Here is a 13,866-nt window from a genome sequence, read left to right as displayed (position 1 = left end):
TCGACATCCCCCTGACATCGGGTGTGATCCCCGTACTTCGGGCGGCTGAACTCCTTAGGGGCCGAAGGTCACCCGTTAGGGGAATGTCGAACCTCGTTAGGGGCACCGCGGACGCCGAGCGGCGGCACGGCCGACGAAGCCGTGCCGCCGCTCGCTCAGTCGAGTTCGGCCTCCGCCTTCGCGATCGCCGCGAACTCCTCCTCCGGAGCGTTCGCGACCAGGTGATGGCGACTGTAGAACCAGTAGTACGCAACGGCGACCAACACGATGCCCGCCGTCACAGCGGCAGCGATCTCGTCCACGAAGAACGTCGCGATGACCGCGGCCACGGCCAGAACCAGCGCCACGCTCGTGGTCACCACACCGCCAGGGGTCCGGTACGGGCGAGGCAGGTCCGGAGCCGTCTTACGCAGAACGATGTGCGACACCATCATCAGCACGTAGGACAGGGCCGCACCGAACACCGCGATGTTGATGAGCCGCGCGCCACCCGTCACCGGGTCGACCGACTTCATGATCGTGGCCAGTGCGAACCCGATGGTGCCGGGCACGATCAAGGCCAGATAAGGCGTCTTGCGCTTGCCCGTCTTCGACAGCCAGCGCGGCAGGTAACCCGCGCGGGACAGGGCGAAGAGCTGACGGGAGTACGCGTAGATGATCGAGAAGAACGACGCGACCAGACCCGCGAGGCCGACGTAGTTGACCAGCTGCGCCAGGAACGTGTCGCCACCATAGGCAGCGCGGACCGCCTCAGGCAGCGGATTGCCCGACGCCTTCAGCGCCTCTGAACCCGCACCGCCGGGTGCGACCAGTAGGATGGCCGCCGCGAACACCAGCAGCACGACCATCGCGCCGATGATGCCGCGAGGCATGTCCCGCTTGGGATCGCGCGCTTCCTCGGCGGCCAGCGGCACGCCCTCCACCGCGAGGAAGAACCAGATCGCGAACACGATCGCGCCCCACGCCCCTGTCACGCCCATCGGCAGGAACGAGCCGTCGCCGATGTCGAACAGCTTCGCGGAGTCGAACTTCGGGATCATGCCCGCCACGAACGCGACCAGGGCCACGACCGCGACACCGGTGATCACGAACATCACCCGCAGCGCCTCGCCGACGCCGTAGAGGTGGATGCCGACGAACACGATGTAGCACACCAGGTACACGGGCCAGGTGGCGTCCAGCAGACCGAGAGCTTTGACGTAGTCGCCGATGAACACCGAGATCGCCGCGGGAGCGATGGCGTACTCGATGAGAATGGCGATACCTGTGGCGTACCCGCCCAACGGGCCGAGCGCGCGCCTCGCGAAACCGTAGCCCGCGCCCGCCACAGGGAGGGCTGAAGCCAGTTCGGCGAGACCGAACACCATGCAGGTGTACATCGTCGCCATCAGGATCGTGGCGACCAGCATCCCGCCCCAGCCACCCTGGGCGAGGCCGAAGTTCCACCCGGCGAAGTCACCGGAGATCACGTACGAGACACCCAGCCCGGCCAGCAGGACCCAGCCCGCTGCGCCACGCTTGAGCTGACGGTGCTCCAGGTAGTCGCTGCCTACCTTCTCGTACTCGACGTGCTTGGCCATATGGACTCCTAATAGTCCTTTAAGCAGTGGTTGAGGGTGGCGCTCGTCACCCGGTGGTGTCAAGATGGTGCAGCCAATGGCTCGCAGACATACCTTTGGAGGAACGCGGGATGCTGACCGTCGAGGAGTTGCGCGAAGCCGTGGACACCGGTGAGATCGACACCGTCCTGGTCGCGATCGTCGACATGCAGGGCCGCCTGCAGGGCAAGCGGTGCGCCGCGCGGTACTTCCTCGACGAGGTTCTCGGGCACTCCGCCGAGGGCTGCAACTACCTGCTCGCCGTCGACGTCGAGATGAACCCGGTCAGCGGCTTCGAGATGTCGAGCTGGGAGCGCGGGTACGGCGACTTCGTGATGAAACCGGATATCGAGACGCTCCGCCGCGTGCCGTGGCAGGAGGGCACCGCCCTCGTCATGTGCGACGTCGTCTGGGAGAACGGCGACCCCGTCGTCGCCTCGCCGCGGCAGATCCTGCGCAGGCAGCTCGACCGGCTCGCCGCGCTCGGCCTGGACTGCTACGTCGGCACCGAGCTGGAGTTCATCCTCTTCGACGACTCCTACGAGCAGGCCTGGAACGCCGGCTACCGCGACCTCACGCCGTCCAACCAGTACAACGTCGACTACTCGTTGCTCGGCACCGCGCGCGTGGAACCGTTGCTGCGCGCCATTCGCAACGGCATGACAGGTGCCGGCATGGTCGTCGAGTCCGCCAAGGGCGAGTGCAATCCCGGCCAGCACGAGATCGCGTTCAAGTACACGACGGCGCTGCGCACGTGCGACCAGCACGCGATCTACAAGAACGGTTCCAAGGAGATCGCGGCCCAGCAGGGCAAAGCGCTCACGTTCATGGCGAAGTACAACGAACGCGAGGGCAACTCCTGCCACATCCACCTCTCCCTGCGCTCCAGGGACGGTGAGCCGGTCTTCGCCGAGGGCCACGGCATGTCGCAGCTGATGAAGCACTTCCTCGCGGGCCAGCTGGCCGGGCTGCGGGAGCTCACCTACTTCCTCGCCCCGAACATCAACTCCTACAAGCGTTTCGTGAAGGGCTCGTTCGCGCCGACCGCCGTCGCGTGGGGACGGGACAACCGCACGTGCGCGCTGCGGGTCGTCGGCCACGGCCACGGGCTGCGGTTCGAGAACCGGGTCCCCGGCGGTGACGTGAACCCGTACCTCGCGGTGGCGGCACTGATCGCGGCCGGGCTGCACGGCGTCGAGCAGGAGCTGGAGCTGGAGGACGAGTTCGTCGGCAACGCCTACGCGTCCGACCGGCCGACGGTGCCGACGACGCTGCGCGAGGCGGCGGACCTGTTGGCGGACAGCACGATCGCGCGCGAGGCGTTCGGCAAGGACGTCGTCGACCACTACCTGAACGCGGCCAAGGTCGAGCTGACCGCGTTCGAGGCGGCGGTCACGGACTGGGAGAAGGTGCGCGGGTTTGAGCGCCTCTAAGCCGCTCATCGGCATCAGCACGTACCTGGAGCGCACACGCTTCGGGCTGTGGGACGTGGAGGCCGCGGTGCTCTACCGCGGTTATCTCGACTGCGTGGTCGAGGCCGGGGGCAACCCCGTCATGCTGCCGCCGGTCGGCACCTGGAACGCCGAGACGATCGGGTTCCTGGACGGCCTGGTGATCGCTGGCGGTGCCGACATCGACCCCGCCGCCTACGGTGCCGAGAGGCACGAGAAGACCGGCGAACCGAGCCGCGCCCGCGACGACGCCGAGTTCGCGCTCGTCGACGCCGCGCTGAAGCTCGACCTGCCGGTGCTCGGCGTGTGCCGGGGCATGCAGGTGCTCAACGTGGCGCTGGGCGGCACGCTGCACCAGCACGTCGAGGGCCACAACGAGGCGCCGGGGGTGTTCGGGAGCACCGAGATCGAGGTCCTGCGGGACACGCACCTCTACACGATCATCGGCCCGGAGACGACCGTGCAGTGCCATCACCACCAGTCGCTCGACCGCGTGGCGGACGGGCTGCGCGTCACCGCGAAGGCGCCCGACGGGACCGTGGAAGCCGTTGAGCTGGAAGGCGCGCGGTTCGTCGTCGGGGTGCAGTCGCACCCGGAGCAGGACATCGAGGACCTGAGGCTTTTCGAAGCCCTCGTGGAAGCGGCAAGGAGCAAATCGTCGTGACCTTTGACGTCATCAACCCCGCCACCGAGAAGATCGTGCGGTCCGTACCGCACACCACCCTCGGTGACACGGACGCGGCGATCGGCCGGGCGCAGAACGCGTTCGAGAGCTGGCGCAACGTTGCCCCCGGTGATCGCGCGAGGCTGCTGCGGAAGTTCGCGGAGGTCGTCGACGCGCACGTCGAGGAACTGGCACGGCTGGAGGTCGAGAACTCCGGCCACACCATCGGCAACGCGCGGTGGGAGGCCGGCAACGTCCGCGACGTGCTGCAGTACTACTCGGCCGCGCCGGAACGGTTGTTCGGCAAGCAGATCCCGGTGGCGGGCGGGCTCGACGTCACGTTCCACGAACCGCTCGGCGTCGTCGGCGTGATCGTTCCCTGGAACTTCCCGATGCCCATCGCGGGCTGGGGGTTCGCGCCCGCGCTGGCCGCCGGCAACACGGTCGTGCTCAAGCCCGCCGAGGTCACGCCCCTGACCGCGATCCGGCTCGGTGAGCTCGCGCTGGAGGCGGGCCTGCCGGAGGGCGTGTTCCAGGTGCTGCCGGGCAAGGGCAGCGTCGTCGGCAACCGGTTCGTCACGCATCCGTTGGTGCGCAAGGTCGTCTTCACCGGCTCGACCGAGGTCGGCAAGCAGATCATGGCCGGCTGCGCGAACCAGGTGAAGCGGGTGACGCTGGAGCTGGGCGGCAAGTCGGCGAACATCGTCTTCGCGGACTCCGACCTGGAGAAGGCCGCTGCCACGGCGCCGTCCGGGGTGTTCGACAACGCGGGGCAGGACTGCTGTGCCCGTTCGCGGATCCTGGTGCAGGCCAGCGTCTACGACAGGTTCATGGAACTGCTGGAGCCCGCGGTCCAGGGCGTGCGGGTCGGCGAGCCCGGCGACGAGGCGACCGAGATGGGGCCGCTCATCACCGCGGCGCACCTCGGCAAGGTCGCGTCCTACGTCCCGGACGACACCCACGTCGCGTTCCGCGGTACGGCGCCGGACGGGCCCGGATTCTGGTTCCCGCCCACGGTCCTGACGCCACCCGCGGACCACGCGACGGTCACCGAGGAGATCTTCGGACCGGTCGTCGTCGTGCTGCCGTTCACCGACGAGGCCGACGCGATCCGGATCGCGAACGACTCCGAGTACGGGCTGTCCGGGTCGATCTGGACCAGCGACGTCGGTCGCGCGATCCGCGTCTCGCGGGCCGTCGAGGCCGGAAACCTGTCGGTGAACTCGCATTCGTCCGTCCGCTACTGGACGCCGTTCGGTGGCGTGAAGCAGTCCGGGCTCGGTCGCGAGCTGGGACCGGACGCGCTCGACGCCTTCACCGAAGTCAAGAACGTCTTCATCGCAACCTGATCCAAGGAGACACAAAGATGGTGCAGCGACTCGAAGGCCGCGTGGCCGTCGTGACAGGTGGCGCCAGTGGCATCGGACTCGCGACCGTGCGCAGGTTCGCGAGCGAGGGCGCGAAGGTCGTCGTCGCCGATCTGGACCCCGCGAGCGGCAAGGCGGCCGCGGACGAGGCGGGCGGGCTGTTCGTCCAGGTCGACGTGACCGACGAGGAACAGGTCAAAGCTCTGTTCCAGACCACTGTGGACACTTACGGCAAGCTGGACATCGCGTTCAACAACGCCGGTATCTCGCCGCCTGACGACGACTCGATCCTCACCACGGGCATCGAGGCGTGGGAGCGCGTCCAGAAGGTGAACCTCACGTCGGTTTATTTGTGTTGCAAGTACGCCATCCCGCACATGCAGGCAGGCGGCAAGGGGTCGATCATCAACACCGCGTCGTTCGTGGCGACGATGGGTGCGGCGACGTCGCAGATCTCGTACACGGCGTCGAAGGGCGGCGTGCTCGCGATGTCACGTGAGCTCGGCGTGCAGTTCGCGCGCGAGGGCATCCGGGTGAATGCGCTTTCCCCCGGACCTGTCAACACCCCACTCTTGCGGGAGCTGTTCGCGAAGGACCCGGAGCGGGCCGCACGGCGTCTCGTGCACGTACCGCTCGGCCGGTTCGCCGAACCCGAGGAAATCGCCGCCGCCGTCGCGTTTCTGGCGTCCGACGACTCGTCTTTCATGACGGCGTCGAACTTCCTCGTGGACGGCGGCATCGCCGGCGCGTACGTGACACCGCTCTAGCCGTGGCCGAACACGCGCAGGAGGCGTTGTTCCGCCCGGTGCGGGCGGGCAACGCCTTCGAGGAGACCGTCGAACGGCTCATGCAGTCCATCCGGCTCGGCGTCGTCGCGCCGGGTGAGCGGCTGCCGTCCGAACGGGACCTGGCCACCCGGCTCGGCGTGAGCCGGGTGACCGTGCGCGAGGCCATCAGGTCGTTGCAGGAGAACCATTACGTCGAGTCCCGAAGGGGGCGGTACGGCGGCACGTTCGTCAACGAGGTGCTGCCGAAGTCCGCGCCCGCCAAGGACTTCGGCGACCTCCACGACGTGCTGACGTTGCGCAGGGTGCTGGAGACCGGTGCCGCCGAGACCGCGGCGGGACGGTCCCTGGGCCCCGCCGAACGACGGGGGCTGCGCGCCCGGCTGGAAGAGGCTTCCACCTCGACGCTCGCGGAATACCGGCGCAAGGACTCGCGGCTGCACCTGGCGATCGCCGAGGTCACCGGGTCCGCCGCGCTGACCGCCGCCGTCGCCGAGTCGCGGATGCGCGCGAACGAGCTGCTGGACCACATCCCGCTGCTCGAACCGAACCTCGCGCACTCCAACGCCCAGCACGAACGCGTCATCGCCTCCATTTTGGACGGAGACCCCGGCGCGGCCCGGCAGGCGATGGCCGAACACCTCGACGGCACGGCTTCGTTGTTGCGCGGCTTCCTGTCCGTGTAAACGTTTGCAGGGTAGAATGTCGTGTTGTCATGCAGATTCCGCATCGAACAACCCTTGGCGAGAGCCTTGCGGACAGTTACCGTCCGAATACCTCGGGGACTTGCAGCGCGAGGAGCTGTTGATGCCAGGGTTGCGCAAGGTGTTTCGCGACGCCATGGGCCGGGTGCACTCACTCCGTGTCTTGTCCGCCGCGGGCATGGTGAGTCTCACGAACTTCAAGATGTCCGTGCAGGCGTTGAAAGAGGTCAAGGTCTGGGGGCCGAACGTCACGGCGCTGCGCCGTTCCGTCCGGCTGAACCCGGACGGCATCGCCGTCGTCGACGAACGGGGATCCGTCACCTACCGCCAGCTCGACCGGCGTTCGACCGCGATCGCGCAGGGCCTGCGCTCGCTGGGCATCCAGCACACGCACATCGTCGCGCTGATGTGCCGCAACCACCGCGGCATGGTCGAGTCGCTGCTGGCGTGCGCGAAACTCGGCGTCCGCGTGCTGCTGGTGAACACCGGGTTCGCCGCCCCGGTCGTCCTGGACCTCCTGGAACGTGAACGCGCGTCGCTCGTCATTCACGACGAGGAGTTCACGCCGCTGTTCCACCAGCTGCCGCCGTCGATTCCGCGCTGGCTCTCGTGGTCGCGCGACGGACTGGACCGTCGCACGCCGACACTGGACCAGCTCGTGGCCAAGGCGCCGCGCGGCGAACTCGAACCGCCGCGCGAACCGGGTGTCGTGATCCAGCTGACGTCCGGCACGACCGGCACGCCCAAGGGCACGGCCCGCGAGATCAAGTCGGTGCTGACCGCGTCGGACTTCCTCGACCGCATCCCGATGAGCTCGGGCGAGTCGACGTTCATCGCCGCGCCGATCTTCCACTCCGTCGGCTACTCGCACCTGACGCTCGCGATGTCGCTGGGTTCGCGCGCGGTGCTGCACCGCCGTTTCGACCCGCGCAAGACGCTGTGGTCGGTGCAGGGCCAGCGCTGTACGACGCTCGTCCTGGTGCCGACGATGCTGCAGCGGATCATGGAACTCGACCGGCACGTGATCGACTCGTTCGACCTCTCGCACCTGAACGTCGTGTTCTCCTCGGGCGCGCCGATCACGACGGACCTCGTCGAACGCACCCAGGCCGTGCTGGGACCGGTGCTCTACAACCTCTACGGCTCAACGGAAGTCGCGGTCGCCACGATCGCCACCCCGGAGGACCTCGCGGCCGCGCCGTCCAGCGTCGGCCTGCCACCGCACAACTGCGTCGTGCGCATCTACGACGCCGAGGGCAACCGCATCACGCGGTCGTTCGTGACGGGCAAGATCTACGTGCGCGGATCGCTCACCGTCGACCTCTACACGGACGGCACGCAGAAGGAGTCCATCGACGGGCTCGTCGCGACCGGCGACCTCGGGCACTTCGACCCCAGCGGCCGTCTCTACTTCGACGGCCGCGAGGACGACATGATCGTCTCCGGCGGCGAGAACGTGTACCCGGTCGAGGTCGAGAACCTGCTCATGACGCACTACCGGGTGCGCGACGCGGCGGTGCTCGGCGTGCCGGATCCCGAGTACGGGCAACGGCTGCGCGCGTTCGTGGTGCCGGTCGCCGGGGCGCGCATCGACGTGCGGGAGCTGCGCGAGTTCGTGCGCACCCGGCTCGCTCGGCACAAGGTCCCGCGCGAGGTCGTCGTGGTGCCGCAGTTGCCGCGCAACGCGACCGGGAAGGTGCTGCGGCGTCAGCTGCTGGCGATCCGGCTCGGGCCGCAGGCCCACTAGGCAGTGGGCGGAACGCACGTCACGGCTGAACGAGGGGGACTAATCCGTCCGTGACGCGCGTTCCTGGTTTTGGGGAGCGCACGCCCAGCGCCGTCGGGGATCGGATGTTCGCTGGGCGTGCGCTCGGTCGGTCACCGCTCGAAGCGGTCGCCTCGGTCGTTGAACGGGCCGCGCTGCTCGAACCGGTCGTTGCCGCGGTCGGGCCCACGTTCGCCGCGCTCGTACATCCGCATGTGGCCCGGGCCGCCGCGGTCGTCGAAGCGGTTGGCGGCGACCGCTCCCACGATGCCGCCGCCGAGGACGAGCCCCAGCAGGCCCACGGCGACCAGCTGCGTGGCGCGGTGCCGCACGAAACGCCGTCCCCGGCCTGGACCCGCGGGCACGGCGGCCGCTGGAGGTGGGGTCGGTGCTTCCGCTGCTGTGGCCGCCGGTGTGGTGGGCTGCTGACCAGGCGTGGCCGGCGCGTCGGCCGGCAGCGGGGTCGTTGCCTGGTCCGGTGCAGGCTGGGCGGCCTGCGGTTCGTCGCTGGACGGCTCCTGCGGTGGAGGCGTCTGTCCCTGCTCGCTCATGTCCTCAACGATGCGCCGTTCGGCTGAGCTGGGGCTGACAGCCACCTGTTCGTTTCCTGAAGTCCTTCGGAGTCGCGCCTTGAGTTCATGACGGGCCTGGAGCCAGCGAAAACGTGCCGCTGGTCGGCATAGGTCGCGCCGAAGAGCTCGTCGTCCAGGACTCCGGTCCACAGGAAGTGCAACGTCGTGCGCGTGCCGTTGCGGGCGTCGCGGCGTGCGTAGTGGTCGCGGAGATCGGCGTAGAGCAGGCGCAGTTCGTCCCGGTTGGACTCGGTGAGGCGTACCGGGCATTCGACGACCAGGTCGGACATGATCGATGCTCCATTCGGCGGGCCGGGAGACAACAGAGTGCTCGCCCTGGGCGCTCGACCGCATCCGAAAAACCACTCAGAAGCGTGTACGTAGGTATCGCGGCCGGAATCCGCTTGCGCGCACCGGCTTCAATCGGTGCATGGAACTCGTACCTCTGCGCAAGGAGTTCGCCGCCGAGATGGCCGCGTCCCGGCCGAACGACGACGAGGTCAACCGGCTGACCGGTACTCACGCGACGTTCACGCTGGAGGATTACGAGGCCTACATCGAGCGGACGCTGAACGATCCGAACCGCTACACCCGTGCGATTACCGAGGACGGGAAGTTCCTCGGCGAGGTCGTTCTCACGATCAATCCGCACAACCGGTCGGCGGGTGTGCGGATCGCGTTGTGGGACGGCTTCGGCAAGGGCTACGGCTCGCTCGCGCTGAAGCACGTTCTCGACCACGCGTTTCACGAGCGAGGGCTCCACCGGGTCGATCTGGAGGTGTACGACTTCAACGACCGGGCCATCCACGTCTACCGGAAGCTCGGCTTCCGCGAGGAGGGCCGGCTGAGGGACGCCCTGCTCTGGGACGGCGTCTTCCACGACGCGATCGTCATGTCCGTATTGAGCACCGATAACATCTGATCCGAACACCCCACCATCTCGAACGTAGGAGTCACCGTGTCCGAGTCGCGCCCAGCAGTCGCCCAGAACCCGCCGCGCGTGGTGGTTCCGGCTGGGACGACGGCGGGCACGGCCGTGCGCGAAGCCGGTCTCCCCGGCAAGGGCTCCGACGCGATCGTCGTCGTGCGCGACGCCGAGGGCCACCTGCGCGACCTGTCGTGGACCCCGCAGGTCGACGTCGAGGTCGAGGCCGTGGCCGCGGACACCGAGGACGGCCGCAGCGTCGTCCGCCACTCGGCCGCGCACGTGCTGGCACAGGCCGTGCAGCAGCAGTTCCCCGAGGCCAAGCTCGGCATCGGCCCGCCCGTGAAGGACGGCTTCTACTACGACTTCCAGGTCGAGAAGCCCTTCACGCCCGAGGACCTGCAGGCGCTCGAGAAGCGCATGAAGCAGATCATCAAGTCCTCGCAGCGGTTCTCGCGCCGCGTCGTCGAGTCGATCGACTCCGCGAAGGCCGAACTGGCCAAGGAGCCGTTCAAGCTGGAACTCGTCGACATCAAGAGCGACGTCGACACCAGCGAGATCATGGAGGTCGGCGGCGGCGAGCTGACGATCTACGACAACCTCGACCCGCGCTCCGGTGAGCAGGTCTGGGGCGACCTGTGCCGCGGCCCGCACGTGCCGACCACCAAGCACATCCCGGCGTTCAAGCTGACCCGCGTGGCCGCCGCGTACTGGCGCGGCAACGAGAACAACCCGCAGCTGCAGCGCATCTACGGCACCGCGTGGGAGTCGCAGGAGGCCCAGGACCTCTACCTGGAGCGCCTGGCCGAGGCCGAGCGCCGCGACCACCGCAAGCTCGGTGTCGAGCTCGACCTGTTCTCGTTCCCGGACGAGATCGGCTCCGGCCTGGTGGTGTTCCACCCCAAGGGCGGCATCATCCGCAAGGCCATGGAGGACTACTCCCGCCAGCGGCACACCGAAGAGGGCTACGAGTTCGTCTACTCGCCGCACATCACCAAGGGCAAGCTGTTCGAGGTCTCCGGTCACCTGGACTGGTACAAGGACGGCATGTACCCGGCGATGCACCTCGACGCCGAGTTCAACGAGGACGGCACGGTCCGCAAGCCCGGCCAGGACTACTACCTCAAGCCGATGAACTGCCCGTTCCACGACCTCATCTTCAAGGCGCGTGGCCGGTCCTACCGCGAGCTGCCGCTGCGCATGTTCGAGTTCGGCGGCGTCTACCGGTACGAGAAGTCCGGCGTGGTGCACGGCCTGACCAGGGTGCGCGGCATGACGCAGGACGACGCGCACATCTTCTGCTCGCGCGACCAGGTCCGCGACGAGCTGAAGTCGCTGCTGACGTTCGTGCTGGACCTGCTGCGCGACTACGGCCTGAACGACTTCTACCTGGAGCTCTCCACCAAGAACCCGGAGAAGTTCGTCGGCCCGGACGACATCTGGGAGGAGGCGACCACGACGCTCGCCTCGGTCGCCGAGGAGTCCGGTCTCGAGCTCGTGCCCGACCCCGGTGGCGCCGCGTTCTACGGCCCGAAGATCTCCGTGCAGGCGCGGGACGCGCTCGGCCGCACCTGGCAGATGTCGACCATCCAGCTCGACTTCATGCTGCCCGAGAAGTTCGAACTGGAGTACACCGGCCCGGACGGCTCCCGCCAGCGCCCGGTCATGATCCACCGCGCGCTGTTCGGCTCGGTCGAGCGCTTCTTCGGCGTGCTGACCGAGCACTACGCGGGCGCGTTCCCGGCGTGGCTCGCGCCGGTGCAGGTCATGGGCATCCCGGTGACGTCCGAGAACGCCGACCACCTGTTCGCGGTGCGCGACGTGTTGAAGAAGGCCGGCATCCGGGTCGACGTGGACGCGTCCGACGACCGCATGCAGAAGAAGATCCGCAACCACACCATGCAGAAGGTGCCGTTCATGCTCCTGGCCGGCGCCAAGGACGTGGAGGCGAACGCGGTGTCGTTCCGGTTCCGCGACGGCACGCAGATCAACGGCGTGCCGGTGGAGCGGGCGGTCGAGCAGATCGTCGAGTGGGTCGGCCGTCGCGAGAACGCCTCGCCCACGGCGGAACTGCTCTCGTGACGCCTGAGTTCTCCGAGCAGGCCGGTGTGGGGGTCCACGACGCGTTGCAGCGCCTGTGGACCCCGCACCGCCTGTCGTACGTGCAGGGCGCGGGCAAGGCCGACGGCGACGAGCCCGCCGGCTGCCCGTTCTGCCGCGTGGTCGACCTGTCCGACGCCGACGGTCTGATCATCGCGCGCGGGGCCGAGGTCTTCGCGTTGCTGAACCTGTACCCGTACAACCCCGGTCACCTGATGGTGCTGCCGTACCGGCACGTGGCGGACTACCCGGAGCTGACGGTCACGGAGACCGCGGAGCTCGCCGCGTTCACGCAGCGGGCCATGAAGGTCGCGCGGCACGTGGCGGCGCCGCACGGGTTCAACATCGGCATGAACCAGGGCGTCGTCGCCGGGGCGGGGATCGCCGCCCACCTGCACCAGCACGTGGTGCCGCGGTGGGGTGGGGACGCGAACTTCATGCCGGTCATCGGGCACACCAAGGTGCTGCCGCAGCTGCTGGGGGAGACCCGGCAGCTGCTGGCCGACGGCTGGAAGGCAGTCGACTGATCGTTTCGCAGTGTCTATCTGTTGACTTTCGATAGATCGCGAGCGATAGTCGATCCATGCCTCGACTGTTGCTGCCCCTGATGGGCTGCGTCCTGCTCGTCGCGCTCGGCGTCGGCGCGATCATGTACGCCCAGTACGACGACGCTCCGGGTCTCGGGCTCATCGGGTTCGTGCTGATTTTCGGTGCCATCGGCCTTGGTGTTCGCGCGGTATTGCGGGCTAAACGAGGCGTTTAGTCAGCGTGCCCGTGATTGAAAGCCGTACTAATTGTTGGACAAAAGAGTGACAAAAACCACCCAAGTTGTCTGCACTGGACAATCAAGGGTGTTTCCACGTGGGACGGAATGAGTTTCGGTTGCACCTTTCGGGTGTTTTTCTCCAGTCGATCGAGACGTAACAGCAGCACAAAGCGATTCCAGGTAGGTGAGATCACCCACCTGGAGGTGTCAACTGCGAGTCAAGTCCCCGCCTATGGCCGATCGTCTCACCGTGTGCGAATGGTTACGGTGCGAACATGACCGCACCTGAGCGTTCGCGATTAGCGAGAGAGCGGCTTTCGCGTGAACTACGCCGGTTGCGCACCGAGGCGAAGATGACCGGCACGGCCACCGCCCGTGCCACCGGGATGAGCCAGTCCAAGCTGTCGAAGATCGAGAACGGCATGCTGCTCCCGTCCGTGACGGATGTGGAGCGTCTCGTGGCGGAACTGGCCGCCGCGAGAGAGACGCGCATCGAACTGGTCGAACTCGCCAGGTCGCTGCACGCGGAGGCGGAAACCCGCCGCGTCGTGCTGCACCGAGGAGCGCACCGCCACCAGCAGACGATCAGCCGCGTGGAGGCGCGGGCGGCGACATCGAGGTTCTTCCAGGTCAACCTGGTGCCCGCGCTGTTGCAGTCCGAGCCCTACCTGCGAATCGTGCTGGGGACGATGCCGCATGCGGAGCAGGAGGCCGCGGTGGCCGCCCTGCGCACCCGCCGATCCCGGATGGACGACCTGGCGAAGCAGTTCGTGTTCGTGCTCTCCGAAAGCGCGCTGCGCTGGCGGATGGGCTCGGCGGAGCTGATGGCGGAACAGGTGGAACACCTGGCCGCGATCCAGCGCCGCCCGAACGTCCGGCTCGCCGTCGTGCCGTGGTCGGCGGACGCGAACGTGGTCGCTTTGCACGGTTTCCACATCTACGACGAGCGTGTCGTGACGGTCAGCGTGCTGACCGGCAACGCCACCATCACCGACCCGCTGGACGTGCGCGAGTACCTCGCGTTGTTCGGGCGGCTGGAGCGGCTGGCGGTGCGAGGGGAGGAGTTGCAGGGGTTGCTCAAGCGCATCGCCGAGGACCACCGGCGGCTCGGGTAGGCCGCACGCGCGGAGCTTTCGTACTCCCGACGGCACGAAGGCTCCCCGCCCGCT

General features: G+C 67.9%; 14 protein-coding genes. 11 read left to right on the top strand and 3 right to left on the bottom strand.

The genetic code is table 11. The features are described 5' to 3' along the window. Positions 1-155: 155 nt before the first annotated feature. The gene (gene eat / locus BLR21_RS34455; protein ID WP_090012951.1) at positions 156-1,580 is read right to left on the bottom strand and encodes an ethanolamine permease; all 1,425 of its coding nucleotides are present in this window, start codon (positions 1,578-1,580) and stop codon (positions 156-158) included. Between the two features lie 110 nt (positions 1,581-1,690). On the opposite strand from eat, the gene BLR21_RS34450 reads away from it, so the two are divergent. The 6 genes from BLR21_RS34450 (at position 1,691) to BLR21_RS34425 (ending at position 8,316) form a co-directional block, all read left to right on the top strand. Then, positions 1,691-3,031 (top strand): glutamine synthetase family protein, encoded by a 1,341-nt coding sequence (locus BLR21_RS34450; protein WP_090012949.1) that lies wholly within the window; start codon positions 1,691-1,693, stop codon positions 3,029-3,031. Next, positions 3,018-3,713 (top strand): gamma-glutamyl-gamma-aminobutyrate hydrolase family protein, encoded by a 696-nt coding sequence (locus BLR21_RS34445; protein ID WP_218131055.1) that lies wholly within the window; start codon positions 3,018-3,020, stop codon positions 3,711-3,713. The genes BLR21_RS34450 and BLR21_RS34445 overlap by 14 nt, the downstream gene beginning before the upstream one ends. Continuing rightward, entirely contained in the window at positions 3,704-5,062 is a 1,359-nt protein-coding gene (locus BLR21_RS34440; protein WP_090012946.1) for an aldehyde dehydrogenase family protein, read from the top strand. The genes BLR21_RS34445 and BLR21_RS34440 overlap by 10 nt, the downstream gene beginning before the upstream one ends. 17 nt (positions 5,063-5,079) lie before the next feature. Further along, the gene (locus BLR21_RS34435) at positions 5,080-5,847 is read left to right on the top strand and encodes a 3-oxoacyl-ACP reductase (protein ID WP_090012942.1); all 768 of its coding nucleotides are present in this window, start codon (positions 5,080-5,082) and stop codon (positions 5,845-5,847) included. 2 nt (positions 5,848-5,849) lie between these two features. Next, positions 5,850-6,551 (top strand): FadR/GntR family transcriptional regulator, encoded by a 702-nt coding sequence (locus BLR21_RS34430; protein WP_276526503.1) that lies wholly within the window; start codon positions 5,850-5,852, stop codon positions 6,549-6,551. A gap of 121 nt (positions 6,552-6,672) precedes the next feature. After that, the gene (locus BLR21_RS34425) at positions 6,673-8,316 is read left to right on the top strand and encodes an AMP-binding protein (protein ID WP_090013081.1); all 1,644 of its coding nucleotides are present in this window, start codon (positions 6,673-6,675) and stop codon (positions 8,314-8,316) included. 131 nt (positions 8,317-8,447) lie between these two features. Here the strand turns inward: BLR21_RS34425 and BLR21_RS34420 are convergent, their stop codons facing one another. Next, a complete protein-coding gene (locus BLR21_RS34420; protein WP_090012940.1) occupies positions 8,448-8,885 on the bottom strand; it encodes a hypothetical protein in 438 nt (145 codons plus the stop codon). After that, the gene (locus BLR21_RS34415; RefSeq protein ID WP_090012937.1) at positions 8,882-9,196 is read right to left on the bottom strand and encodes a hypothetical protein; all 315 of its coding nucleotides are present in this window, start codon (positions 9,194-9,196) and stop codon (positions 8,882-8,884) included. The genes BLR21_RS34420 and BLR21_RS34415 overlap by 4 nt, the downstream gene beginning before the upstream one ends. Positions 9,197-9,336: 140 nt before the next feature. Here BLR21_RS34415 and BLR21_RS34410 point away from each other — a divergent pair, with 140 nt between their 5' ends. From BLR21_RS34410 to BLR21_RS34390, 5 genes are all read left to right on the top strand, one after another. Then, on the top strand, positions 9,337-9,828 hold the full coding sequence (locus BLR21_RS34410; protein ID WP_090012935.1) for a GNAT family N-acetyltransferase: 492 nt from the start codon (positions 9,337-9,339) through the stop codon (positions 9,826-9,828). A gap of 78 nt (positions 9,829-9,906) precedes the next feature. Further along, entirely contained in the window at positions 9,907-11,913 is a 2,007-nt protein-coding gene (gene thrS, locus BLR21_RS34405) for a threonine--tRNA ligase (RefSeq protein ID WP_090013079.1), read from the top strand. After that, entirely contained in the window at positions 11,910-12,458 is a 549-nt protein-coding gene (locus tag BLR21_RS34400) for an HIT family protein (protein WP_090012933.1), read from the top strand. The genes thrS and BLR21_RS34400 overlap by 4 nt, the downstream gene beginning before the upstream one ends. 56 nt (positions 12,459-12,514) lie before the next feature. Beyond that, a complete protein-coding gene (locus tag BLR21_RS34395; RefSeq protein WP_090012930.1) occupies positions 12,515-12,694 on the top strand; it encodes a hypothetical protein in 180 nt (59 codons plus the stop codon). Positions 12,695-12,972: 278 nt separating this feature from the next. Continuing rightward, positions 12,973-13,812, top strand: a complete 840-nt coding sequence (locus BLR21_RS34390) for a helix-turn-helix domain-containing protein (RefSeq protein WP_090012927.1) — start codon at positions 12,973-12,975, stop codon at positions 13,810-13,812. The last annotated feature ends 54 nt before the right edge of the window (positions 13,813-13,866 follow it).

It is taken from the genome of Lentzea albidocapillata subsp. violacea, assembly GCF_900100275.1.
Lineage (GTDB): Bacteria > Actinomycetota > Actinomycetes > Mycobacteriales > Pseudonocardiaceae > Lentzea > Lentzea violacea.
Note: the sequence above shows the minus strand (reverse complement) of the source record. Positions and strands in the feature narration are given on the sequence as shown.